The sequence below is a fragment of the Ktedonobacter racemifer DSM 44963 genome (assembly GCF_000178855.1).
In the GTDB taxonomy this organism is placed as follows: Bacteria; Chloroflexota; Ktedonobacteria; order Ktedonobacterales; family Ktedonobacteraceae; genus Ktedonobacter; species Ktedonobacter racemifer.
In genome coordinates this window covers 3477760-3498983 of sequence record NZ_ADVG01000001.1, presented here as the reverse complement: position 1 = coordinate 3498983, position 21224 = coordinate 3477760, and the positions used below count along the sequence as shown (strand labels likewise).

Annotated in this window: 20 protein-coding genes; 11 read left to right on the top strand and 9 right to left on the bottom strand. The window is 53.4% G+C overall.

The genetic code is table 11. The features are described 5' to 3' along the window. Nucleotides 1–70 precede the first annotated feature (70 nt). Nucleotides 71–679 carry a hypothetical protein gene (locus tag KRAC_RS14815; RefSeq protein ID WP_007908251.1) on the bottom strand — a complete coding sequence of 203 codons (609 nt, stop codon included), beginning with the start codon at nucleotides 677–679 and terminating at the stop codon, nucleotides 71–73. Between the two features lie 462 nt (nucleotides 680–1141). On the opposite strand from KRAC_RS14815, the gene KRAC_RS14810 reads away from it, so the two are divergent. From KRAC_RS14810 to glmS, 4 genes are all read left to right on the top strand, one after another. Continuing rightward, a complete protein-coding gene (locus KRAC_RS14810; protein ID WP_040442555.1) occupies nucleotides 1142–2095 on the top strand; it encodes a TOTE conflict system archaeo-eukaryotic primase domain-containing protein in 954 nt (317 codons plus the stop codon). A 218-nt stretch (nucleotides 2096–2313) separates the two neighbouring features. Next, nucleotides 2314–2559, top strand: coding sequence for an excisionase family DNA-binding protein (locus tag KRAC_RS14805; RefSeq protein ID WP_007908249.1), 246 nt, complete (start codon nucleotides 2314–2316; stop codon nucleotides 2557–2559). Nucleotides 2560–2621: 62 nt separating this feature from the next. Further along, on the top strand, nucleotides 2622–3779 hold the full coding sequence (locus KRAC_RS14800) for a tyrosine-type recombinase/integrase (RefSeq protein WP_007908247.1): 1158 nt from the start codon (nucleotides 2622–2624) through the stop codon (nucleotides 3777–3779). Between the two features lie 740 nt (nucleotides 3780–4519). After that, nucleotides 4520–6391 carry a glutamine--fructose-6-phosphate transaminase (isomerizing) gene (glmS, locus tag KRAC_RS14795; RefSeq protein ID WP_007908246.1) on the top strand — a complete coding sequence of 624 codons (1872 nt, stop codon included), beginning with the start codon at nucleotides 4520–4522 and terminating at the stop codon, nucleotides 6389–6391. 210 nt (nucleotides 6392–6601) lie between these two features. Here glmS and KRAC_RS71220 read toward each other — a convergent pair whose 3' ends face one another. From KRAC_RS71220 to KRAC_RS75930, 3 genes are all read right to left on the bottom strand, one after another. Beyond that, the gene (locus tag KRAC_RS71220; RefSeq protein ID WP_157506452.1) at nucleotides 6602–6823 is read right to left on the bottom strand and encodes a hypothetical protein; all 222 of its coding nucleotides are present in this window, start codon (nucleotides 6821–6823) and stop codon (nucleotides 6602–6604) included. Nucleotides 6824–7030: 207 nt separating this feature from the next. Continuing rightward, entirely contained in the window at nucleotides 7031–7825 is a 795-nt protein-coding gene (locus KRAC_RS14790) for a sulfite exporter TauE/SafE family protein (protein WP_052568323.1), read from the bottom strand. Nucleotides 7826–7908: 83 nt separating this feature from the next. After that, a complete protein-coding gene (locus tag KRAC_RS75930) occupies nucleotides 7909–8133 on the bottom strand; it encodes a hypothetical protein (protein ID WP_244422053.1) in 225 nt (74 codons plus the stop codon). 10 nt (nucleotides 8134–8143) lie between these two features. Between KRAC_RS75930 and KRAC_RS65910 the strand changes: the two genes are divergently transcribed. The 6 genes from KRAC_RS65910 (at nucleotide 8144) to KRAC_RS14755 (ending at nucleotide 13277) form a co-directional block, all read left to right on the top strand. After that, nucleotides 8144–8656, top strand: coding sequence for a hypothetical protein (locus KRAC_RS65910; protein ID WP_244422051.1), 513 nt, complete (start codon nucleotides 8144–8146; stop codon nucleotides 8654–8656). Nucleotides 8657–9238: 582 nt separating this feature from the next. Next, nucleotides 9239–10309 (top strand): reverse transcriptase domain-containing protein, encoded by a 1071-nt coding sequence (locus KRAC_RS14775; protein WP_052568235.1) that lies wholly within the window; start codon nucleotides 9239–9241, stop codon nucleotides 10307–10309. Beyond that, entirely contained in the window at nucleotides 10225–11610 is a 1386-nt protein-coding gene (locus tag KRAC_RS14770) for an IS701 family transposase (RefSeq protein WP_007918830.1), read from the top strand. The genes KRAC_RS14775 and KRAC_RS14770 overlap by 85 nt, the downstream gene beginning before the upstream one ends. Nucleotides 11611–11620: 10 nt before the next feature. Then, complete coding sequence (locus KRAC_RS14765) at nucleotides 11621–11812, top strand: hypothetical protein (protein ID WP_007903703.1); 192 nt, start codon at nucleotides 11621–11623, stop codon at nucleotides 11810–11812. A gap of 57 nt (nucleotides 11813–11869) precedes the next feature. Continuing rightward, nucleotides 11870–12703: a group II intron reverse transcriptase gene (locus KRAC_RS14760; RefSeq protein WP_244422144.1), complete on the top strand. Its 834-nt coding sequence runs from the start codon at nucleotides 11870–11872 to the stop codon at nucleotides 12701–12703. Next, nucleotides 12696–13277 (top strand): RNA-guided endonuclease TnpB family protein, encoded by a 582-nt coding sequence (locus KRAC_RS14755; protein ID WP_052568233.1) that lies wholly within the window; start codon nucleotides 12696–12698, stop codon nucleotides 13275–13277. Before KRAC_RS14760 ends, KRAC_RS14755 begins: the two co-directional genes overlap by 8 nt. A gap of 222 nt (nucleotides 13278–13499) precedes the next feature. Here KRAC_RS14755 and KRAC_RS14750 read toward each other — a convergent pair whose 3' ends face one another. The 3 genes from KRAC_RS14750 to KRAC_RS14740 form a co-directional block, all read right to left on the bottom strand. Beyond that, nucleotides 13500–14426, bottom strand: a complete 927-nt coding sequence (locus KRAC_RS14750) for an isocitrate lyase/PEP mutase family protein (protein ID WP_007908240.1) — start codon at nucleotides 14424–14426, stop codon at nucleotides 13500–13502. A gap of 1302 nt (nucleotides 14427–15728) precedes the next feature. Next, nucleotides 15729–17180 carry an RNA-guided endonuclease TnpB family protein gene (locus KRAC_RS14745; RefSeq protein ID WP_040441717.1) on the bottom strand — a complete coding sequence of 484 codons (1452 nt, stop codon included), beginning with the start codon at nucleotides 17178–17180 and terminating at the stop codon, nucleotides 15729–15731. Beyond that, nucleotides 17149–17757: an IS607 family transposase gene (locus KRAC_RS14740; protein ID WP_007904019.1), complete on the bottom strand. Its 609-nt coding sequence runs from the start codon at nucleotides 17755–17757 to the stop codon at nucleotides 17149–17151. The genes KRAC_RS14745 and KRAC_RS14740 overlap by 32 nt, the downstream gene beginning before the upstream one ends. A 413-nt stretch (nucleotides 17758–18170) precedes the next feature. Here KRAC_RS14740 and KRAC_RS14735 point away from each other — a divergent pair, with 413 nt between their 5' ends. Further along, complete coding sequence (locus KRAC_RS14735) at nucleotides 18171–18989, top strand: hypothetical protein (protein WP_007908238.1); 819 nt, start codon at nucleotides 18171–18173, stop codon at nucleotides 18987–18989. 193 nt (nucleotides 18990–19182) lie between these two features. On the opposite strand, the gene KRAC_RS14730 is transcribed toward KRAC_RS14735, so the two are convergent. Together KRAC_RS14730 and KRAC_RS14725 are read right to left on the bottom strand one after the other, a co-directional pair. Beyond that, nucleotides 19183–20079, bottom strand: coding sequence for an ABC transporter permease (locus tag KRAC_RS14730; RefSeq protein ID WP_007908232.1), 897 nt, complete (start codon nucleotides 20077–20079; stop codon nucleotides 19183–19185). A gap of 2 nt (nucleotides 20080–20081) precedes the next feature. After that, on the bottom strand, nucleotides 20082–21128 hold the full coding sequence (locus KRAC_RS14725; RefSeq protein WP_007908230.1) for an ABC transporter ATP-binding protein: 1047 nt from the start codon (nucleotides 21126–21128) through the stop codon (nucleotides 20082–20084). Between the last annotated feature and the right edge of the window lie 96 nt (nucleotides 21129–21224).

Genomic DNA, 21224 nt, shown 5'->3' with positions numbered 1-21224 from the left:
GGTTGTGCGGAATTCGATGTCCTCCTCCCGAGAGCGGGTGCTTCTCCTAGGAGGAGGTTCTGGCTTCTCTTCAGCTTCGTTCAAACCGATCCAGAAACGCTTTCCACTCGAAATACCCTTGTAACCCGCCGAGAAGCGGACCGAAAATGAGTGCACAGAGCGTGGTATACCAGCCAACGTAGTGTAATGCCGTGAAACTCATGACGCTCAAAAAGAGAAGCATTGGAAGCGCTTGTTGGAGATGTTCTGGATGGGTAAAGACTGTACTGAAGAAAGTCGGAACGCCAATGGAGAGAATGACGGTAAGAGGAAAGGCTGTGAATTCCGCCAGCAGCGCTGCCAGCAGACCATTCTTCCAGTTCGGTTGTTCTGCTGCGTTGACAATCACATGCCACCAAAAAACAGCGCTCACGATGGGACCAGTCGTCAAGAGGGCGTAGCTCTGCAGCAACGTTGGAAAAGGGGAGGTCAGCACTCCCTGTTCCACTCCTGGAGATGTTGCCATCCTGATTGCTCCCAGAGGCAGAAGCGCCGCCACTCCTGCGACAATCAGGAGCCATCGGCGCCGACTGCTGCGCTTTGCCACGTCCTGTTCATGTTGCCACAGTTCTTCTTTCTGCGCCTCACCTTGCTGGTTTTCCATGTGGAGTGGGTGGTGTTTCTCTATATAATCGTCCATCGATCCTTACTCTCCTTAACTGCGATGTGCTGAGGAACTCCTTTTCTTTTGAAGCTCCTCCGCGACCTGTTTTTCTGGAGAGGCTCCCGAAGAATGAGCTGTGCAGTTGCATCCGTTTCCTCACGAAGAGCATAGCAAAAAAGTTTTTTGTGTGCAAAGCGGCTGATCCGAGAAGGAGGCACGCGCTACCGCGCATTTTTAAAGAAAGAAAACGATGTTGTTGGGAGGAAGCAACACACACATCGTTTTCTTTTCCCCCTAAAAAGAGAAATTCCGCAGGTTTGCAGGTTTCGCAGGTTTGTATTCCCCAAAAGGAGCAAAAAAGAGGCATCACTACCCTTTCACAAAGCATGAGAAGCGGCGCGAGAGGGTATTTTTCTGCACTGTACACACGTCACACCGACGGGAACCAAACCTGCAAACCTGCAAACCTGCAAGCCAGATACAAGGAAAAGAGAGAACATGCTTGCAATCACGAGCTACCTGGAGACCTACCAGGGCCTGTTCGTGGGTCGCACGGACGACTACGCGATCCAATTGAGTAACGGCCGGTACCGACGTGTGGGCAAGCCGCTCACCAAATCGGAAGTCTTTGACCACCTGATTGGCCGCCACACGTGCGGTACCTATGTCATGGACAAAGAGGGCCGCTGTCGTTTCGTGGTGATCGATGCCGACATGGAAGACGGCCTGGCTCGACTCTGGCAGATACAAGACCAGCTGGCGACGCAGGGGATTGTCTCCTACGTCGAGCAGTCCAGACGGGGCGGCCACCTGTGGATATTCTTCACCTTTCCAGTGCCAGCTTCACAGGCTCGCGCCTGGCTCCTGCCTTTCTGCCCCTCCGACATGGAGTTCTACCCTAAGCAGGACGAGGGCAAGGGCTACGGCTCCCTGATCCGGCTCCCTCTAGGTATCCATCGCAAGAGTAAGCAGCGCTATCCCTTTGTTGAGCGTGGCGCGGCCGGACTGGTCACACTGAGCGCTCCTGAGGAACAGCGCATTGCCTGGCTGACTTCCATTCAGCGCATGGAAGTTCTCCTGGTGAAGAGACCAGCAGCGGCCACGGCCATGCACAGACCCACACCAACATCGTTTTCCCCTTCCAACTCAGGCAGAAGCAGCGGCCCGTCGCCCATTCGGGAATGGAACGCGAGCCAGGACTACTACCAGCTGATTAGTCGCCATGTCACCCTGAATGAAAAAGGCGTAGGCAAGTGCCCCTTTGGAGACCACCACACAGGCGGCGAAGATACCCAGGACTCTTTCAAAGTGTACGAGCCTGGTGTCCCTGGTGGGTACTGCTGGTACTGCTACACCTGGCAGCGCGGCGGCTCGCTCTTTGACTTTCTCAAGTACTACTACCACCTGAGCAATCAGGAGCTCTGGGAACGCATTCAGGCAGAGGAAATCTAGTCTTTTCTCTCAAGCCGCCTCTAGAGCGGTTCGCAGGTTTCAAAAATTTGTGAATCGGCCTCTAGAGCGGTTCGCAGGTTTGGCGCAGGTTTCATGCAGGTTTGCCATTCTTGTGAAGCCGCTTGTAGAGCGGTTCGCAGGTTTGCAGGTTTCAAACCCACTGATCCGAGGAAAAATTTTTGAGGCAATATAGCCAGCCATGAAAAGGACGAGGTGAGATGAAACGGAGAACGCTAACGGCTCAAGATGAGCCACTCCCCCCACCTATGCAGCTTCAACCCTTGCTCTTAGATGTTGATACCGTAGCAGTTGTGCTGAGCATGGGGCGAACGAAGATCTACGAACTCATAGCGCGGGAAGAACTTCCCGTCTTGCGCTTTGGCAAGTCGGTACGGGTCTACCTGCCAGAGCTACAGGCCTGGATCGTGCGACGGATACAAAGCGAACGCGATTTGATAGCGTAACTTTTAGCGGCTGGCATCTCTCGGGGTGCCAGCCTTCTCTTTTTGAGAAAGGGACAAGGACCATGCCAAAACGAAGAGGCCACGGCGAGGGCTCAGTATATCCGCGCAAAGATGGGCGGTTTGCAGGCTATATTCGCCTGGAGGGTGGGAAGAAGAAGTACTTTTATGGCAGCACACGCAAGGAAGTACAGGACAAAGTACGGGCAGCTCTAAATGAGAAAGAGCGGGGCACACTGGCAACTGGCCCTAACCCGCTTCTGAAAGATTATCTCCCTGAATGGTTAGAGACAGTATGCAAACCTCCATATCGCGCCCCGAGTACCTACTTGCACTATCGATCAGCAATGAAGAAACACATTATTCCCGAAATAGGGCACCTTAAAATTAGAAACTTGACGCCTCGTCACATTCAAGAGTTATATGCAAAGAAGATAAGGGATGGTGCGAAACCTCCAACAATTAAACTAATGCATGAAGTTCTCTCAGGCTCGCTAAATAGCGCGCTTCAATGGGAGATGGTTTCGAAAAACGTCGCAAGTCAGGTGACCGTCCCTAAAGGTGTTCAACGTGAGATAGTGCCACTGACAGAAGAACAAGCAAGAGTTTTACTTGAGATTGCCAGAGGACACCGGTTAGAAGGGATGATCTTGCTGGCTGTAACTACCGGGCTAAGACGTGGCGAGATCACTGCTTTGAAGTGGAGTGATATTGACTTTGATGCACGTCTGCTGTTCATAAAACATACGGTAAGCCATGTTGCCTTTATGGGCTACGTTGAGAAAGAGCCTAAAACACGAGCTGGTAAGAGAACAATACATCTTCCAGAAGCTGTTATTCAAACCTTACAACAGCACTATAGCGAGCAAAAGGCGAAGGCTGAAGAGATGGGGCTTTCCTTAAGCGAATGGAACCCGAAAGGGCTTGTATTTCTCAGTAAGCTGAGAAGCTACATGCATAGCCCTCAGACCCTTAAGGAGTTTCATCAAATTGTAGCGCAAGCGGGCCTACCAAAGATGCGTTTTCACGATTTGCGCCATAGTGCTGCAACCATTCTGCTTGCGAAAGGAGTACACCCCAAAGTAGTGCAGGAGCTTTTAGGGCATTCCTCTATTGCCATGACCATGAATATATATTCTCATGTAATGCCGTCAATGAGAAAAGAAGTGGCTAGCATCATGGATACCATTTTTAGTGAGGAAAAAGAGGGTGATGAACCCTAATGGCTGTCAATTTGGCTGTCTTGGGTGGCTAAGTGGAAAGTGAAGGGGCTTTTGATGCTGGCTGAGGGGCTTTGCCTAAATTCTCTTGTAGATACATTACTCCTCCTCTCTGGTTTTTTCAAGTTCTGCGCAATGTCTACTATTTCTATCCCAAAAACGTCCTATAGATAGGGCATAAGTATCAGTGGTTACTTGCCCTATGTTATACTCAACATAGAGACACGTAGGCTCCGTTAAAGGTGCGTAAGCTTCCAAATATCCAATATCGCTTACGCAAGCAGGTACATGTGCGACTTTTGATTCTCTTCTTCGTTTATGATAGGTAGATAAGTCGTGCATAGGCTTACGGAAAAATATGACTATTGGACTGGATTGAGTAGCGCATGGACCAGGCTTGAGGAGGAGGCCTGGTTGACGAGGAGGAGGCTGTTCGGAGCATCAGCGGGGAGCCTCCAGGGCCGATCACAGCCCTGAGAAGTGGGTCGACAAAACCAGGTGGTAACGCCGGGGACAATATACTCACAGTGAGCAAGCAAGAGTACATTGCCAGGAGTCTTTTTTAGAAATTCTTAGAAGTTCATAGAAATTCTTAGAAATTTACCTGCTCCTGGCCTGGAGTTTTATGCGCTTTTTCCAGCTATGCAGGAGAAGTGAAGGGAGATTATGCCCTTCTTCCCGCCTGGCTGCGCAAGCCTATGACCCCACGTGCTCTGCGACATGAAGAAAGGATACCTTCCTCCATGTGTGGTATCATTGGCTACGTCGGGCCCGAGAGCACCGATGTTACGACTATATTGCTTGAAGGACTCAGTAAACTCGAATATCGCGGTTACGATTCCGCCGGTATCGCTGTTCTTACCACGGCAGGCAAGCTTGAACTGCATCGCCGTGTTGGCAAGATCGCCAATCTTGTAGCATCCGTCTCCAACGGTTCGCGTCCAGGTGAGGGCACGCTTGGCATTGGCCATACGCGCTGGGCCACCCATGGACGCCCTAATGATAGTAATGCTCATCCCCATACAGACTGCTCTGGCACACTCTCGCTTGTCCACAACGGCATCATCGAAAACTATGCCGACCTGCGCCAGGAGCTCAGCGCTAGTGGTCACACCTTCCAATCCGAGACCGATACCGAGGTATTGGTCCACCTGGTAGAGCAGGCCTACCTCGGCGAGGCCAACCATGACCTGGTCCAGGCCGTGCGCCTCGCACTCAAGCGCGTCGAAGGGACCTATGCCATCGCTGTGGTCAGCCGCGAGCAGTCCGACCTGCTGGTAGGCGCGCGCCACAATGGTGGACCCCTCATCGTTGGTCTGGGCGAGAACGAGAACTTCCTCGCCTCCGACATTCCCGCCCTGCTCAAGCATACGCGCAACATCATCGTGCTGGAAGAGGGCGAGGTCGCCGAGCTGCGTCCCCACGGCGTCACCATCACCGACCAGGCGGGCAGTATTGTACTGCGCAAGCCGCTCACCGTCGAATGGGATATCGAGGCGGCTGAGAAGGGTGGCTACCCTCACTTCGCCATTAAAGAGATCAATGAGCAGCCAGAGTCCCTGCGCCGCGCTCTCCTGGGTCGGGTGCATGAAGGTGAGCTGCGCCTGCCCGAACTGGAGCCGTTGCGTGTCTCTGGCGCCCTGGAGAACCTGCGTCGCATCATCGTGGTGGCCTGCGGCTCATCCTATCACGCGGGCCTGCTGGCCAAGTACGCCATCGAAAAGTGGACGCGTATCCCGGTTGAAGCCATTACCGCCTCCGAGTTCCGCTACTGCGAACCCATTGTTGGACCCGACACACTCTGTATTGCCGTCACACAGTCGGGCGAGACGCTGGATACCATTGTCGGTATCCGCCAGGCGCGTGAGCATGGTGCGACCGTGATCGCCATCACCAACGTTGTCGCCAGCGCCATCACGCGTCTCTCAGACGCCGTGCTCTACCTGCACGCGGGTCCTGAGATCTGCGTCGTCGCCACCAAGTCCTTCATCAACTCTGTAGCAGTGCTCTACCAGCTTGGCCTCTACCTGGGCCAGCTCAGTGGCTATATTCAGCCTGAGCAGATGCGCGAAATTTTGAGCGCGTTTGAGCGCCTGCCCGAGCAGATCCAGAGCATCATGGAGCATGCCAATAGCTCCGATGACGTCATCGCTCCGCTCGCGCAAGAGATGGCCCGAGCGCACAGCATGATGTTTATCGGGCGCGGCGTTGGCTTTCCCACGGCCCTGGAGGGCGCGCTCAAGCTCAAAGAGATCTCGTATATCCATGCCGAGGGCTTCCCGGCGGGCGAACTCAAGCACGGCTCCATTGCCCTACTTGATCCCGAGACGCCCCTGGTCGCCGTTGCCACCGCCTCCCACGTCTACGACAAGGTCGTGAGCAACATCCAGGAGGTACGTGCGCGCGACGCCCAGGTCATCGTCGTCGCCACCGAAGGCGACGAGAAGATCAAGCAGCATGCCCACGACGTCCTCTACGTCCCCGCGACCCTGGAGATCTTCAGCCCGCTGCTGGCGAGCATCCCGCTCCAGCTTTTCGCCTATCACGTCGCCGTCGCCCGCGGCTGCAACGTCGACCAGCCTCGCAACCTGGCCAAATCCGTCACCGTGGAATAGGCGGGTTTCGCGTAAAAGTTACTGTCCACGGGGAATAAAGTTGCCGACTCCCCAGTAGCTATTAGTTAGTTTGCTCCAAAGTAGATATCCTCTCGGAGAACTGGATTGTCCTCCGAGAGGATATCTATAAGCGTAAATGCCAAACATTTGTAGAAAGGAAATAAAGTCGTTCTCTCGATTGAGATGAGAAGGGAAACACGAATCCATTTGTCAAATGATTGGCCGCTGTTTACGCACGCGATAAAGAGCCAGCAGTTGCTTAAAGTACACGCTGGTAAACTCCAGGCCACCATCGATAGTGGTCGCCGTTGGTAGGCGTCTATAGCTAAACGTAGGACTGCCAGGCAAGAACGATAATTGGATGGATCGAGGGTCAAGTAAAAAGCGGCAATGCGTCGCGGATGAGAGAGAATGAGGAGCGTCAACCAACATTTTCCCAAAGGTTGCCCTGTCCTGGAATCGCAAAGAATCAGGTTTAACTGGGAACTGGTCTGGGAAAAGAGACGCTCATTCGCCCACACCTGTCGTTCACACGAAATGGCGCAAAGTGTCGGTTCCTCTTACCGTCTGCTCGTGGATGCCACACCTCTGCGCAGAAAGCGTAGCGTATGGCATCGCACATGCGGGGAGTCACCGCCGTTATCCACGGACCTTCTGGAGGACAAAAAAGTACAGTGTCAGGCTGAAGCCTACCAGGATCACCAGGAGGCGCACCCACCGTTGCTCAATCTTGCGGCCATAGAAAGCTCCACCATAGCCACCAAGAATCGCCCCACTGATCATTACGATGGCCTGCGGCCAGGCTATCGTCCCTGCGCACAGAAAGGTGACCACTGCCACTCCATTGATGCAACTGGTCAGCAATGTTTTGAGGGAGTTCATCTGATGGACATTTTCCATCCCCATGATGGCAAGGATGGCGAGCAGGAGAATCCCAAGGCCTCCGCCAAAGTATCCTCCATAGAGGGCAATCGCCAGTTGTGCGAGTGCTCCTCCCGCCAGTGTCGGAACCGAAGGCGGCTTGTTCTCCCGGACGAGCCAGCGCAATCTGGTCGTCAGAAGGGTCCGACAGGCGAAGAGCACAGTCGTTCCCAGGAGCAAGTAGGGTATCAAATTGAAAAGCGTTTCTTGCGGTGTTCGAAGCAGAAGCAGCGAACCCAGCATTCCCCCGACCAGGCTGCTCCCTACCAGCAGCAGGAGGAAGCCGCGCTTCTGCTGAGCGAGTTCGCGCCAATATGCCCCGACGCTCGCTAGGGACCCCGGCCACAAGGCAATCGTATTCGTAGCATTTGCCTGAATGGGGGGCAGGCCAGTGAACAGCAGGGAAGGAAACCCAACAAAACTGCCTCCTCCTGCGACCGCATTGAGTGCGCCCCCAAGGACCGCCGCACCGAACAGGAAAAACAGGTGTGATAAACGTTTCCAAGGAATCATGCTAGAGATATTGACAAATGGAGGCATCTCTGGTAGAGTTTTGTTAGAAAGAATGTTCTTGTATGAAACGCCAAGCGAGAGGTTCACCGACACGAAGGACGTGTTGTTGGAAAAGGAGAAGGCACCAGGTGCAGTTGGTCGAACGACATCTCATTCGTCGCCATGATGCATGCTTTGCCATCATTGATCAGGCGGCCTTTGCCTCCAAAAACCTCTATAATCAGGCCAATTACCTCGTCCGGCAAGCCTTCATTCACGAGGAAACCTATCTGCCCTACGCCGCCATCTTTCATCGCTTGAAACACCACGAGGCCTATTGTGCCCTCCCTCGCAAAGTCAGTAATGCCATCCTCATTCAGCTCCACCACAATTGGGTCAGCTTTTTTGCGCGTGATGGACGCCTACCGCGAAGACCCCTCTGCCTTCACCGGACGCCCCAAGATTCCTGGCTATCAAGACAAGGCCAAGGGCCGCTTCATGCTCATCTACGAGAAAAAAGCCCTGGGCAAGAGGGTATTCAAGCGCACGGGCAAGCTGGTCCCATCAGGACTCCCCATCGAGATTGCGACTCAGATCACCTGGGAAGCCATCCGGCAGGTTCGCATCGTTCCACGCGCTGATGGCCACATGGTGGAGGTCGTCTATGAGCAGGAGCTCCAACCGGCTGCGGTCAACCCACAGCTTCGAGCAGCCGTGGATGTGGGCGTCAATGTGCTGGCTGCCATTACCAGCGACAAACCTGGTTTTGTGCCTCGTCTGGTGAGTGGCAAACCCCTCAAAAGCCTCAATCAGTGCTACGTGCGATCCGTTCAGCCGAAACTTGCTGGATAAGTAAGGGGAAGGCTGGCAAGACATTGATCAATGTCTTGATAACTGATTATCTGACGTGAGGTGCAATTCCTCACCTGTGAAGTGAGCACGGAAAGACGATGCCCTACGGTAGCGACTGGTCCTCAATCCGTAAAGCGGGTATCCAGGAGAGGAAACTGCTAGTCTGAAGCAGACCCATCTCCGAGTCAGGCGGCTATGGTTAGCAGTTCATTCAACAGAATGAATAACGCGAATGTGCAACGGAACCATCGTTAGGTTGAACAAGTCAAACAGGCTGATAGACTTGACCAAAAGGTAAGGTACCAATCTGCGAAACAATGGAGAAAGTGAAAGGGTAGTGTCGTGATACCCTGCCTCACTCACTAGCGTACCCGGTGGATAGCACAAACCTACGGCAGCGCAAAACAGATAATCGGAACGGAGTAACTCGAAGGTACGCTCTCATTGGAGGTCGATACGATGAGCAGGAAACCATCCGCAAGCTGCCTCCGAGAAGGATTGCCTAAAAAGCCAATGCCTGGGGTAATGCCCAGGATATGCTGACGTAGGCACGGTAACATGGAATGAAGAGAAACGAGTAGTATGGTGAAAACGAAGGCACCCAAGATCAAGCTACCACCTGACCCTGAGAGTGAAAGTTGGAACAAACTGCCCTGGCGCAAGCTCGAGCAGCATGTTTACCGCCTACAAAAGCGCATCTTCAAAGCCGAGAGCCGTGGCAACACAAGAGCAGTCCACAAACTACAGAAACTTCTGATGAAATCCAGAGCGACAAGGCTTTTAGCGGTTCGACGAGTGACCCAAGACAACCAGGGAAAACGCACAGCAGGCATTGACGGAGTAAAATCAGTCAAACCGGCCCAGCGTTTCACTCTGGCTGAACAAATCCACCCCAAGCAATGGTCTCAATACAAACCCCAACCAGTGCGAAGGATCTATATTCCCAAGCCTGGAAAGGATGAGAAAAGACCCTTGGGGATTCCCATCATGCGAGATCGCTCGCACCAGTGCCTCGTAAAGTTCGCTTTAGAGCCACAATGGGAAGCCAAATTTGAACCCAATAGCTTTGGTTTCCGCCCTGGACGTTCCTGTCATGATGCAATTCAAACCATTCACACCAATATCTGCACACAGGCAAAGTATGTCCTGGATGCCGATATTAAAGGAGCATTTGATCATATTGATCATCAGGCACTTCTCGCCAAACTCGACACCTATCCCGCAGTAAGGCTGCTTGTGAAAGCTTGGCTCAAAGCGGGAATCATTGATAATGGCATATTTGACGAGACCCGGAAAGGAACCCCGCAGGGGGGAGTCATCTCACCATTACTTATGAATATCGCGCTTCATGGTATGGAAACGGACTTGATAGCGGCCTACCGGTGGAAGGAGGGACGACCCAAATTTGTCCGCTACGCCGATGATCTGGTGGTTTTCCATCCCAAGCTCGAAGGCGTCGAAAAAGCAAAAGAAATCCTTTCGGAATGGTTACAGCGCATTGGACTAGTATTACAACGAGACTTTTTAGGGTATACTGAAAGGAAGTTTGTTCCTGGAGGTGAAATCCGATGTCTTTTATGCTCGATGTCACCGCCGATCAGCCGCTTCTTACGGGCCAATTGGCGGTGCAGGAATGGACTCCGGAAGAGGTAGCTTCTCTGGCCGAAGTGCTGGTGGCTTACCACCAGCACTTCGCTCCGTTGTTCTACCGACGTGAGCAGCGCGAGTGGGCGGCGCTGTACTTGCGCGGGCTGCTCACCACGAATGTTCCCCGGAAGAATGTCGAAGCGATGGCCCTGCGCCTGTTAGGGGTGGGACCACATGCAGAACGGCACGTGCGCGCGCTCCAACAATTCATTGGAGAGGGCAAGTGGGACGATGACGCGCTGTTGGCCGAACACCAGCGCTTGGTGAACGAGACGCTCGGCGAAGCGGATGGGGTGCTCATCGTGGATGGCTCGGACTTTCCCAAACATGGGGATCACTCAGCAGGCGTGGCGCCTCAATGGTGCGGGCACACCGGCAAAAAGGACAATTGCCAGGCCGGCGTCTTTGTAGGCTATGCCAGTCGCAAGGGAGCCACCTTACTTGACCGGCGTCTCTACCTGCCGGAACCCTGGTTCGCTGAGGACCACCAAACGCGGTGGCAGGACTGCCAGATTCCCGATGAGATCACCTTTCAAACGAAGCATGAGTTAGCGGCGCAGCTGGTCGAGGGCATCAGGGCTTCGGGTCGTCTCCAAGCCCAGTGGGTCGCCTGTGACGAAGGGTACGGCGACTCCCCTGCTTTCCTGCAACGGCTGGATGCGGTGGGCTTGTGGTATCTGGCCGAGATCCCGCGAGACACCAAGGTCTGGCCGCTCCTGGAAACGGACGGGCAAACGAAGCGAGCGCTTCCGAGCAGTTGGGTTCGGCCTCAGGTCTCTTCACGCAAAGGACCTGCTCCCCGACGCGCCCGCCTGCATCCCGACTCCCCCGCCAAAGTGACCGTGGAGGAACTGGCCAAACAGTGGCCCGCCTCGCGCTGGCAACGGTTTAGATTGCTAGAGGGACACAAAGGCCCGCTGGTTGCCGATTTTCTCGTCCTTCGCGCTATCCTGCCGCTTGATCGCCTGCCAGGCCCAGAAATCTGGGTCGTGATCCGGCGCAAAGTGAGCGGTTCGGCAGAGGAGCCGGAATGGAAATTTTATCTGAGCAATGCTCCTCCAGAGACGCCGCTTGCCACGTTTGTGCGCGTGAGTGGGATGCGCTGGCCCATCGAGACCTGTTTTGCCGAATGCAAGGGGGAACTGGGCATGGACCACTACGAGCTGCGATTCTGGCGCGGGTGGCACCATCACATGACCATGGTCATTCTCGCCCATCATTTCCTGGTTCGGTGGCAACAACACCTGAACCAGAGAGAGGGGGATCCTGCGCCCGGCGACTACGCGTCCCTTGCCCACCCCAGATGAGGTGCCCAGCTTGGACGCGCATGCTTCTCTGCCACTGAGCGTCGCTCAGGTACGCTTGCTCTTGCAGGTTGTCTTGCCCCAACCTGTGCTGGATGTGCCTGCAGTCCTGACGTTGATCTCTTATCAGCAACGCCACAACTACGCCGCCTATTGCTCTCATCGGAAGCGGCTTCTTGCCCACTTGCAGGGGCTGCGTTGGTAAAGTCTCGTTGTAATACTAGAACTCAAGCCGAGCAAGACACGGATCACGCACACCTTGATGGAATATCAGGGAAAAACGGGATTTGATTTCCTTGGTTTCACCATACGCCAGTATCCGATGGGGAAAACACACACCGGAAAGCGGCCTAATGGTCAACCACTTGGCTTCAAGACACTCATCAGACCCAGTAAGGAAGCGATTGCGCACCATGTGAAAGAAACGCATCGTCTGGTAGCAGAGCACCGGAGCATGAAACAGGAAAAGCTCATTAAAGAGTTGAACCCGGTCATTTACGGATGGGCAAACTACTACCGAAGCATCTGTGCAAGAAGGGCATTCAAGCACTGCGACATGGTACTTTTTCGACAACTGGAAAGATGGGCGAATCGCAGGCACCCAAACAAAAATCGACACTGGATTATGCAAAAGTATTGGAAAGTGGATGAAGGAAAGGGATGGATCTTCCGAACCCCCGACCTACAACTACGAAACCACCAACAAACATACATCCGGCGTCATGTAAAAGTGAAAGGAACTGCCAGCCCATATGACGGAAATCTTCTTTACTGGAGCCAGCGACTCAAGAAACACCCGCTTCTTAACGGAGTTAAAGCAAAACTTTTACAGAAGCAAGAGGGAAAATGCCGTTGGTGTGGACTGTACTTCAAAGATGAAGACCTCATAGAGATCGATCACATTACCCCGAAAAGTGAAGGAGGCGGAGAGGAATTGAGCAACAAGTTCGCTCTCCATCGTCATTGCCACGACGAGCGCCACTCGAAAAAGGCCAACGGTACCTACGACAAAGGCCATGTTACTGAGGAGCCGTGTGACGGGAAACTGTCAAGCACGGTTTTGAAGACGAGTAGGAGTGGTGACACTCATGCTTAGTTTTAACAACAAAGAGCGCGCCAAGCAGCAGCAACGCCTCGCGCATGAGAACCGATACACCTCGCGCCAGTTGGATCGTGTGACGACGAAGCGCAATCGCCGTGTGGATGCGTATCTGCACACGGCCAGCCGTCGGATCATTGATCTGTTGGTGAGCGAAGGCATCGGGACGTTGGTGATTGGCAAGAATCCCTTGTGGAAACAAGAGGTGAGTATGGGACGCAGGAACAACCAGCAGTTTGTGCAGCTTCCCCATGCTCGTTTCATTGAGCAGTTGACCTACAAAGCGCACCTGGTTGGGATCAGGGTCATCCTTCAAGAAGAAAGCTACACCAGCAAGGCCAGTTTTCTGGACGGTGACCCCATCCCAACGTATGAAGCCAACACGGCTGAGAAGCCGGTGTTTTCAGGCAAGCGTGTTGCGCGCAGTTGGTATCGTGCCAGGGATGGACGCCTCATTCATGCCGATATCAACGGATCGTACAACATCTTACGCAAAAGTAGCTCCGACCCTTTGCAAGTGGGGCGAGGAGTAGCGGGAGCCGCAGTTCTCCCCAGACGGCTAGCCGTCTGAACGGATGACGTATAGGCATATTCGTCATCATTTTAAGATACTGTGGATAGGTCAAAGACAAGAACATCAGCACCTTCTCTCATTCATCACGCTCGTGAAAAGGCATGCTCGCTGAACTGGTGCGAAGAAAGCCAGGCCAGCGGGGATGCTCTCTCGTTTCTCCGTAGAAACGCTCTCAGGAAGCATCCCACCTATCTGATGCGTCTATCTGGCCAAAAGCCTTTAGCTACAGGTCGGCAACTGCTCTCTGGCAACGCTCTCTTGGGCAAGGCCGTAACGACGTTCTAAGGCCTGAATCTCCGGGAGTCCAATATGATGGGTAAACTGGGAGAAGGTGACCATGTGTTCGCCAAAGGCGGTCGGTGTTTGCCCTTGCTTGAGCAGGTCCAGCAACGCCAGGACGTTGTGAGTCGCGGCAAAAAGCAGGCTCACGGAGAGCAGGACGAGTTTGAACCCCAACTGATCGATCTCCTCCAACGATAAGAGGGGCATCTTGCCGCTTTCGACCCAGTTGAAGACAAGCGGAACTCCCTGGAACGTCTCGGCGATTAGTTGCATTTCTTCCCGAGACTTTGGGGCTTCGATCTGCAGCATATCGGCCCCTGCCTCGTGATAGGCCTGAGCTCTACGGATCGCCTCGTGGATACCACAGACCCCGTTGGCATCTGTTCGTCCGATAATGATGAAGTCCGGATCCTCGCGGGCATCCACCGCCGCACGGATTTTCTGGACCATATCCTCCAAGGGGATGACATGTTTTCCCTCCAGATGTCCGCATTTTTTGGGCCAGACTTGATCTTCCAGGTGGAGGGCTGCTACGCCTGCACGCTCATATTCGCGCACGGTGCGGCGGATGTTGAGAGGATTGCCATATCCGGTATCCGCATCAGCAATCAAAGGAAGATTTCCCAGGACCGAGGTCAGCGCCCCTGCGCGGGTCACCATCTCACTCATGGTAACCAACCCGACATCCGGTTGCCCAAGGGCACTGGCCGCTGTTCCAAATCCCGTCATATACACAGCCGGAAACCCGGCCTGCGCAATCAGGCGAGCACTGAGGGCGTCGTAAGCACCTGGGGCGAGAAGAAGGTCAGGACCTGCCAACAAGTGGCGTAAGCGAGTCGTCACGGGCACGGTTTCGATTATCATCGCATTTTTCTCCTTGTGTTCAAGCAGATATGCTCGACGTTCCCTCAGATGGAATGCGCTTGGTGATGCAGCGAAGCCAGTTCTGGCAGCAAGATCTGCCCGAGCTGCCCATCAGGAATAAGCGGGGTATGCCCGTCCGCAAGCCAATTCGCTTCAACTCAGGGAAGGTCGAATCTCATTCAAGAGCAAGCGTTTGCTGGCGATATCCTCCTGCCTGTAGACAAGGGACATCCGTTGTGTTTACTCTCTTCCTTACTATTCTACGAACTAAACATGAAGTGAAAATGAAGTAATATATTAAAATAAATATATAATTGATTGAACGTATATTTATTTTAATATTTATTGTATTTCTGATGAGTGTAGCAAAACCATAGATGCAAGAGTGAAAATGCTGTAGGTCCCAACAGTAATCGGCTCACCCGCATCACGCAATGTACGGGTGAGCCACTGATAGCAGCCTTGACAGATAAAGTTGCAAGGGTGCGAAAGTTGGTCGCTGGGGCCCTAGAAAAAGTTGGGGATTTCACGAGCCGCAGAGCTACTATTAACTGACTTATAGGATGTAAACGAATAAGAAAATTCAAATTCAGTTTAGTGAAGATGTGATATGAAGATTTCAAGTCTCTTTGATTGATCCCACGTTATGCACAGCGGAGCTAACGAGGGCTTCCTGGTCGGGAACTTTATTCCTGGTGAACAAAATACTGTAGAAACAAAATAAAGTCGTTCCCATGTGAATAAAGTTGTTCTCTCGGCTGAGAACAAAACGAAAAGACAAAGCACCTCAAAGTGCTTTGTCTTTTCGTTTTAAAGCATCAGGGAGTGGATGAAGATAGGCTCGCTCGAATCGAGTGGGCGTTCTTACCTCTATTCAGATATGAGAAACGCTCGTTTAAGGTCCTACACAACCAACTTGCTACTGACCCCGCTTTTTTTGTGGAAGTTGTTTCGGCAGCCTAGCGAGCATCCGGTGAAGAAACCCGTGAAATAGATGAAAAGGAGCAATTTCTTGCGAAAGCAGCTTACTATCTCCTACAGTCAGCAACAGTTGTTCCAGGTACGCGAGGAGATGGCACAATTGATGCCGAAAAGCTCAATGCGTGGGTGAATGAAGCTCGTCGCCTTTTGACAGATTGCAAAAGGTTAAGAGTTGGTATAGGACATATAGTTGATCAAAGCATAACCATCTATTGCAATGATTATCCTTCTCACTTTAACCTACGCCTGTTTACCAAACAGCGGACTAGGCGGGAGGATGCACTACGAGCATCCTATGCACCTCTCTCTACTGAGAGATGTTCACTCGTGAGATGATTCCAGGAACATCTCTGGGGGATCCCAGAAGCTCAACTGGACGGGAGGCCCGGCATCCTGGATCCTCTGCTGATTCTGCTGTTTCCACGCTTCATGCCGCGTCATGAGGAGCGCCTTGACCTCCGAGGTCGAGCGACATGCCGCCAGTTTCCGATCCCCCCAGCGCCCCGCGAGCGTCTGTGCGGCTTTGCGGTCGGCCTGGTCTGCGTAACCACAGACCAGGCACTTGAAGGTTTTCTGGTTCGGCCGATTAGCGCGATCGACATAATGGCAGCGGGGGCATTCCTGAGAGGAATAGGCGGCTCGGACCGTGTGGGCTGCCATGCCCTGTTTGGCGGCGGCCCAGGCCAGCTGCTCTGGGATATGCCCCAGGTGAGAAGCATACAGATAACTGTTCATCACCCTTGCTTTGAAGCGCATCGAGGCCACATTGAGGTCCTCATAAATGAGTCTGGCATCTCGATGATCTTTGACCAACGCATTGACCGCCCGGTTGATCTCTTGCTTGACGTGACGGCTCAAGCGTTGCGACGTTTCAGAACTTGTCGAAGGAAGCTTGCCCTTTGGGACGCCTTTCTTTTCCAGACAGGCTCGCAGTTTCGCCTTGCGGCGACGCTTTTCCCGATCGTGCTTGTGCTGTCGGGCCATCTTGCCATGAAAACTGCCATACGCTTTATTGGTGGAGGTCGTGAGGAAATGGGCAATGCCCACATCGACGCCTACTGTAGGGGCGTCAGGCTTGGTTTGAAGAGGAACGTCCTCGTCAAAGGAGAGCGTCAGCCACCAGACTCCATTGCGCTTGTGAAGTGTTGTGGATGCATTGAGCGTGCGGCCTTCGAGTGCTCGTTTGTGATAGGAGGCGAGTTTGACTGGGACTCGAAGCGGATTCCCGACATCTAAGGTGGACACGCGCAGCCAGTAGTCGAACGTGGAGTCCTCCGACTTCTCGAGCACCACCACGTTGACATTGGCTTGGATGACTGGCACACGCAGCACAGGGAGATCCCATTCGGTCCAGGTCGGTTCGCGGCGTTTGAAGGCGGACATCCGGCCTTCCGCCTGAGCCTTGGCCTGAGCGTAATCAGCCACATCTTCCAGGTATGCCTGATAGGCGTTCGCTCGATTCGTGCGAACGCTTTTGGCAATGCCTGCGGCTTGCTGTATTGCCACTCGATGCAAGCGGTCGGAAAGATCGGTTTTGAAGACGGTTTCTTGGTACTTGTCCGGGCTTGTCTCGGCCTCGCAAAACAGGGTGGTGTACTGTTGGCACAGCGGCAAGTAAACCGCCACAAGCTGATCGAGCGCCTCAAGTTTGCCAGGATTGGCCTCAATGAGACGGATATGGGTCACCGCTCGAGTGATGGTCTGCTTCGTCTTCTTTTTGCGCTTGCGCTTTTTTTTCTCATCAAGCGAGGCTTTTTGGGGCTTCTTGCTCACGGGCGGGTCCATTCTGCTGCAAAGCCGCTAGCACTTGTTCCGTCTTGCGTTTGGCTCGTCTGCGACCATAAAGACGAGCGCAAAACGAGGGAATGATGCTGATAAAATCGCCCATGAGATCATCTTCGGCGGTATCAGCGGTGTTGACGATGACCAGTTTCCGTCCTTGCATAGCCAACAAGGTCTGAATATAGGCCACGCCAAAGCGAGAAGCGCGATCTTTGTGTTCAACCACGATCTGCCCGATTTTGGGATCTGCCAGCAGCGCCAGAAACTTGGGCCGCTGATCGTTGATGCCACTGCCGCACTCTTTGACGACTTTGCTGACCGACCAGCCTTGGGCATTGCACCAGGTCACCAGCCGCTCGGCTTGCCTTTCCAGGTTGTCTTTGTTTTCGCTGCTTGAAACACGAGCATACACAGCGACGGCGTGGACCGGAACCGAGCGAAGCTCTGGCGGATCAATGATCACGGTGCCGGTGGGCAATTGATAGCCGGGAATCTGGCCGCGTTTCCACATACGCCAGGCGCTGTTATAACTGATCCCAATCTTCTTGGCATAACTCGATAACTTCATACATCCAAGTATACTCTATCTGCTTGAGATATGCAAGAGATGATGATACTTTGTGATGGTTGCTTATACAAAATGGATACTAAGATATGCAAAGCTAGATGACGATGAGCTCTTGCCAGCAAAGATGATCCGTGATTTAATCGAAGCTCTCAGAAGCGAAGATATCGAATTGGGAATGGAAATAGGAATTCGCAATGATAGAGGGGGAACTTGGAGAAAACCAACGGATGGAGGACAACAAGAGCGACAAATTGCAGAACGCTATAGCAATCAGGCTCAGTCGATACAAAATCGATGGCCTCGGACAGCGAGGATGTTGAGAAGAATAGCACAAGCTTATGAGGATGAAGCCCAGAGGAATGATCGTAATGCTGAGCTAAGACAGGAGGGGTGGTGGTGGTGCAGCAGGTACGGTGTATATCGATGGCTTCGGCGCAAACGAAACTATCCAGATTGTTGATCGTTACCAACAATCTAATCAAGTGAATGTGACTACACTAACTGCTGATGCCACCGGGGCTGTTATCTCAGTGATTGATTGGCCCAGTACTGCCCATAATGATGCAGATCAGGTTACTTTTGCGGCTATTGGCCAGGCTACGCAGATCGCGCTTAGTGCTACCCATCCACTTGACCCGGCAATTACTGGCTACGACTCATATCCTTTCGGGACAATCGGTAAGGCCGGGGATACGCTTCGATTGATTGCATTCGATTTTGTGGCTGGTGAGCAAGTGCAGATCACTTTCAACGATAAAGTCGTCTATACTGGAACAAGTGATATCAATGGAGCTGTAGCGGCCTCATTTGTTGTTCCTCCCCTGGAAGATGTAAGTAGTGGGGCAGGGAATATTAAGGTAAAAGCTATTGGATTGAGTAGCAATCTTGTAGCTGATCTGAGTCCCTGGCTGCCTTTCATCTTCTACTACCAGCCAACTTTAATGCTCACACCTACAACTGGGCCTTCGGGAACAACAATCACTGTGACTGGCGCGCATTTTCCCGCAGGGACATATTTCCCGCTGGCATGGGATGGTCCCTTTACGCCAAATCCTGACTATTACTACTATCCTGCTGACACATATGCCTTGATCTCTACTGATCAAGATGGTAATTTCACAACAACTATTCAGGCCGATGGTTTGGTCAGCGGCCAAACATATCATGTGACGGCTTCTGATTTCACTTATGGATTTTCTTCTGCAATCACTGCAACATTTGTCGCGCAGTAAGTTCTAATGCCAAAGAAAACCTCCCGGCCCTCAATTAAGAGGGTCGGGAGGTTTTCTCTTTATTTCATCCCCAGCAGTTTCATTTCGTATTCGAGGGTCTGGCGCAGACCCTCTTCCAGGGGACGTGAGCTGTGTCCGAGCTGCACAGGTGCTGCGCAGCACCTGTGCCCCTATCCAACATAACGAGCCTGACCTATTCGGTCATGTCGCGGCGGCTGTAGAGCAGGTAGCCACCGACGATGAGGATGAGTAGGTAGACTATCAGGATGATGAGCGCCGTGGTGGGACTCATTATATCGGGGTTACTGGTAGAATTGGTTGGCTCCTGGAAGAGCTGGCCGGACGGGCCACTCAGCATGGTCTGGGCGACCACGCCGGGGAGCCACTCCTGGAAGTGGATGAGATTCCTGGCGGTATTCTGGTCGAAGAGGCTGACCATGACGACGAGAATACTGCGCACTAGGGTCTCAAAGATCTGGTAGCCTAGGGCGACGGCTGTGCCCGCGATGGGATTGCGCCCCAATGTCGAGACGAAAACAGCGATAGTCACAAAGAAGTAGATGTTGAGGGAGTGCCCCAGCCAGTAGGTAAGCAGGCCGAGCCAGGCTCCGCCCGTGGGGAGCGCCATTTGAACGCCAAAGACGTTGCCAAAGAGCAGTGAGAGGATGACACCCAGCAGGAGGGTGATCGCGGTACCCAGCAGGGTCACGACGGCCAGCGACGCTAGCTGCGCCGTGTAGACCTGGAGGCGGCTCATGCCACGCCCCAGCAACTGACGTTGGATGCCATAGGTGTATTCGCTACCGATAAGTGTCGCAGCCAGAATTGGCAGTAGGAGCGGCCCCAGCGAGCTAAGTATCGAGCCGAAGAGGCGAAATAGGGTTGGGTAGGCCAGTAAATCGTGTTTGCCGGTTGCCAGGAAGATGCCAACCATGACGATCAGGGGCAGAGCAAAGATAATGCTCAGCCATTTGCTCATGGCGCGCCGTCGCATCTGATAGAGGTTCCAGCCGATCATGCGTGCGACCTGGGCGAGCCAGCCACCTCTAGGGGCTACCTCTATGCTTGTAACCAGTGATTCTGCTTTCATAATTAGATGCTCCTCCCTTGGCCAGTCGAAAGTTGGGGCTGGGCTGGCTCCGAAGTTTCGTTAAAGTCCGCGTCCTCCCCGGTCAGTTCCAGGAAGAATTTCTCCAGGCTGGCTTCCTGGCGGCGAATCTCGGCGGCATAGATACCACGCTCGCCCAGGAGCGCGTTGACCTCCATGGCGTAGTCGATGGGAGCCTCAACCTGGAGAAGCGGGCTGCCTACGCTTGCCCAGGAGCCCGGTTCGGCCTGGGTGTGGGTAACGCTCTTCATCCAGGGAATCTGGGCCTGAACTTCCTTGAGGGCCTGTTCTGCTTTGTTGGCCTGCTCGGGATATTTAAAGCTCAGGCTGATGCCTTCGCGTTCCGCCAGGAGTTCATTGACGTTGCCCTGGACCAGGAGTTTGCCGAACTTAATAATGGCCACACGCGAGCATACCTGTTGAATTTCGTGCAAGATATGGCTGGAGACGATGACCGTGATGCCCTGCTGCGCCAGTTGCCCGATAAAGCGGCGAATCTCGACGACGCCCGCGGGGTCCAGGCCATTAGTTGGTTCATCGAGAATAATCAGTTCGGGCTGGCTGAGGAGGGCCGCGGCAATGCCCAGGCGTTGTTTCATGCCCAGGGAGTATTTCTTATAGCTATCGTTAGCGCGCTCTGCCAGACCTACCTGCTCCAGAACCTCCTCTATGCGAGCGTGTGTTGCCTGATCATTGGCCAGACCTGCAAAGGTCGCCATGCCGCGCAGGTTTTCGCGCCCGGAGAGGAAGGGATAGAATGTGGGCTGCTCGACAATCGCGCCCGTGCGGCGGAGGGCATCAAGGTAGCCACGCTTATCCTCTGACTGCTTGCCCATGAGCATGATAGAGCCCTGGTTTGGTTGAATTAAACCAAGTATCATGCGAATCGTGGTGGTTTTTCCTGAACCGTTGGGACCTAGCAGACCAAAGACGTCGCCTCGGAACACTTCTAACGCCAGGTTATCCACGGCGGTACGCTTCCCGAAGCGCTTCGTTAAATGCTCTGTGCGTAAGATCGGTTCTTGCTGCATGAGTAAGGTTCCTATCTTTTTATTCTCAGCCTACAGTATGATTGCGTTCTAGTCTAGTGTCGCGCTGTTTCTGACCTTTTTCTTACCCCACTAGTC

What these genes read in the sequence shown, in the direction of transcription:
- KRAC_RS14815 (WP_007908251.1), bottom strand. Translation starts at nt 679, where the DNA reads ATGGACGATTATATAGAGAAACACCACCCACTCCACATGGAAAACCAG.
- KRAC_RS14810 (WP_040442555.1), top strand. Translation starts at nt 1,142, where the DNA reads ATGCTTGCAATCACGAGCTACCTGGAGACCTACCAGGGCCTGTTCGTG.
- KRAC_RS14805 (WP_007908249.1), top strand. Translation starts at nt 2,314, where the DNA reads ATGAAACGGAGAACGCTAACGGCTCAAGATGAGCCACTCCCCCCACCT.
- KRAC_RS14800 (WP_007908247.1), top strand. Translation starts at nt 2,622, where the DNA reads ATGCCAAAACGAAGAGGCCACGGCGAGGGCTCAGTATATCCGCGCAAA.
- glmS (WP_007908246.1), top strand. Translation starts at nt 4,520, where the DNA reads ATGTGTGGTATCATTGGCTACGTCGGGCCCGAGAGCACCGATGTTACG.
- KRAC_RS71220 (WP_157506452.1), bottom strand. Translation starts at nt 6,823, where the DNA reads ATGTTGGTTGACGCTCCTCATTCTCTCTCATCCGCGACGCATTGCCGC.
- KRAC_RS14790 (WP_052568323.1), bottom strand. Translation starts at nt 7,825, where the DNA reads ATGATTCCTTGGAAACGTTTATCACACCTGTTTTTCCTGTTCGGTGCG.
- KRAC_RS14775 (WP_052568235.1), top strand. Translation starts at nt 9,239, where the DNA reads ATGGTGAAAACGAAGGCACCCAAGATCAAGCTACCACCTGACCCTGAG.
- KRAC_RS14770 (WP_007918830.1), top strand. Translation starts at nt 10,225, where the DNA reads ATGTCTTTTATGCTCGATGTCACCGCCGATCAGCCGCTTCTTACGGGC.
- KRAC_RS14760 (WP_244422144.1), top strand. Translation starts at nt 11,870, where the DNA reads ATGGAATATCAGGGAAAAACGGGATTTGATTTCCTTGGTTTCACCATA.
- KRAC_RS14755 (WP_052568233.1), top strand. Translation starts at nt 12,696, where the DNA reads ATGCTTAGTTTTAACAACAAAGAGCGCGCCAAGCAGCAGCAACGCCTC.
- KRAC_RS14750 (WP_007908240.1), bottom strand. Translation starts at nt 14,426, where the DNA reads ATGATAATCGAAACCGTGCCCGTGACGACTCGCTTACGCCACTTGTTG.
- KRAC_RS14740 (WP_007904019.1), bottom strand. Translation starts at nt 17,757, where the DNA reads ATGAAGTTATCGAGTTATGCCAAGAAGATTGGGATCAGTTATAACAGC.
- KRAC_RS14730 (WP_007908232.1), bottom strand. Translation starts at nt 20,079, where the DNA reads ATGAAAGCAGAATCACTGGTTACAAGCATAGAGGTAGCCCCTAGAGGT.
- KRAC_RS14725 (WP_007908230.1), bottom strand. Translation starts at nt 21,128, where the DNA reads ATGCAGCAAGAACCGATCTTACGCACAGAGCATTTAACGAAGCGCTTC.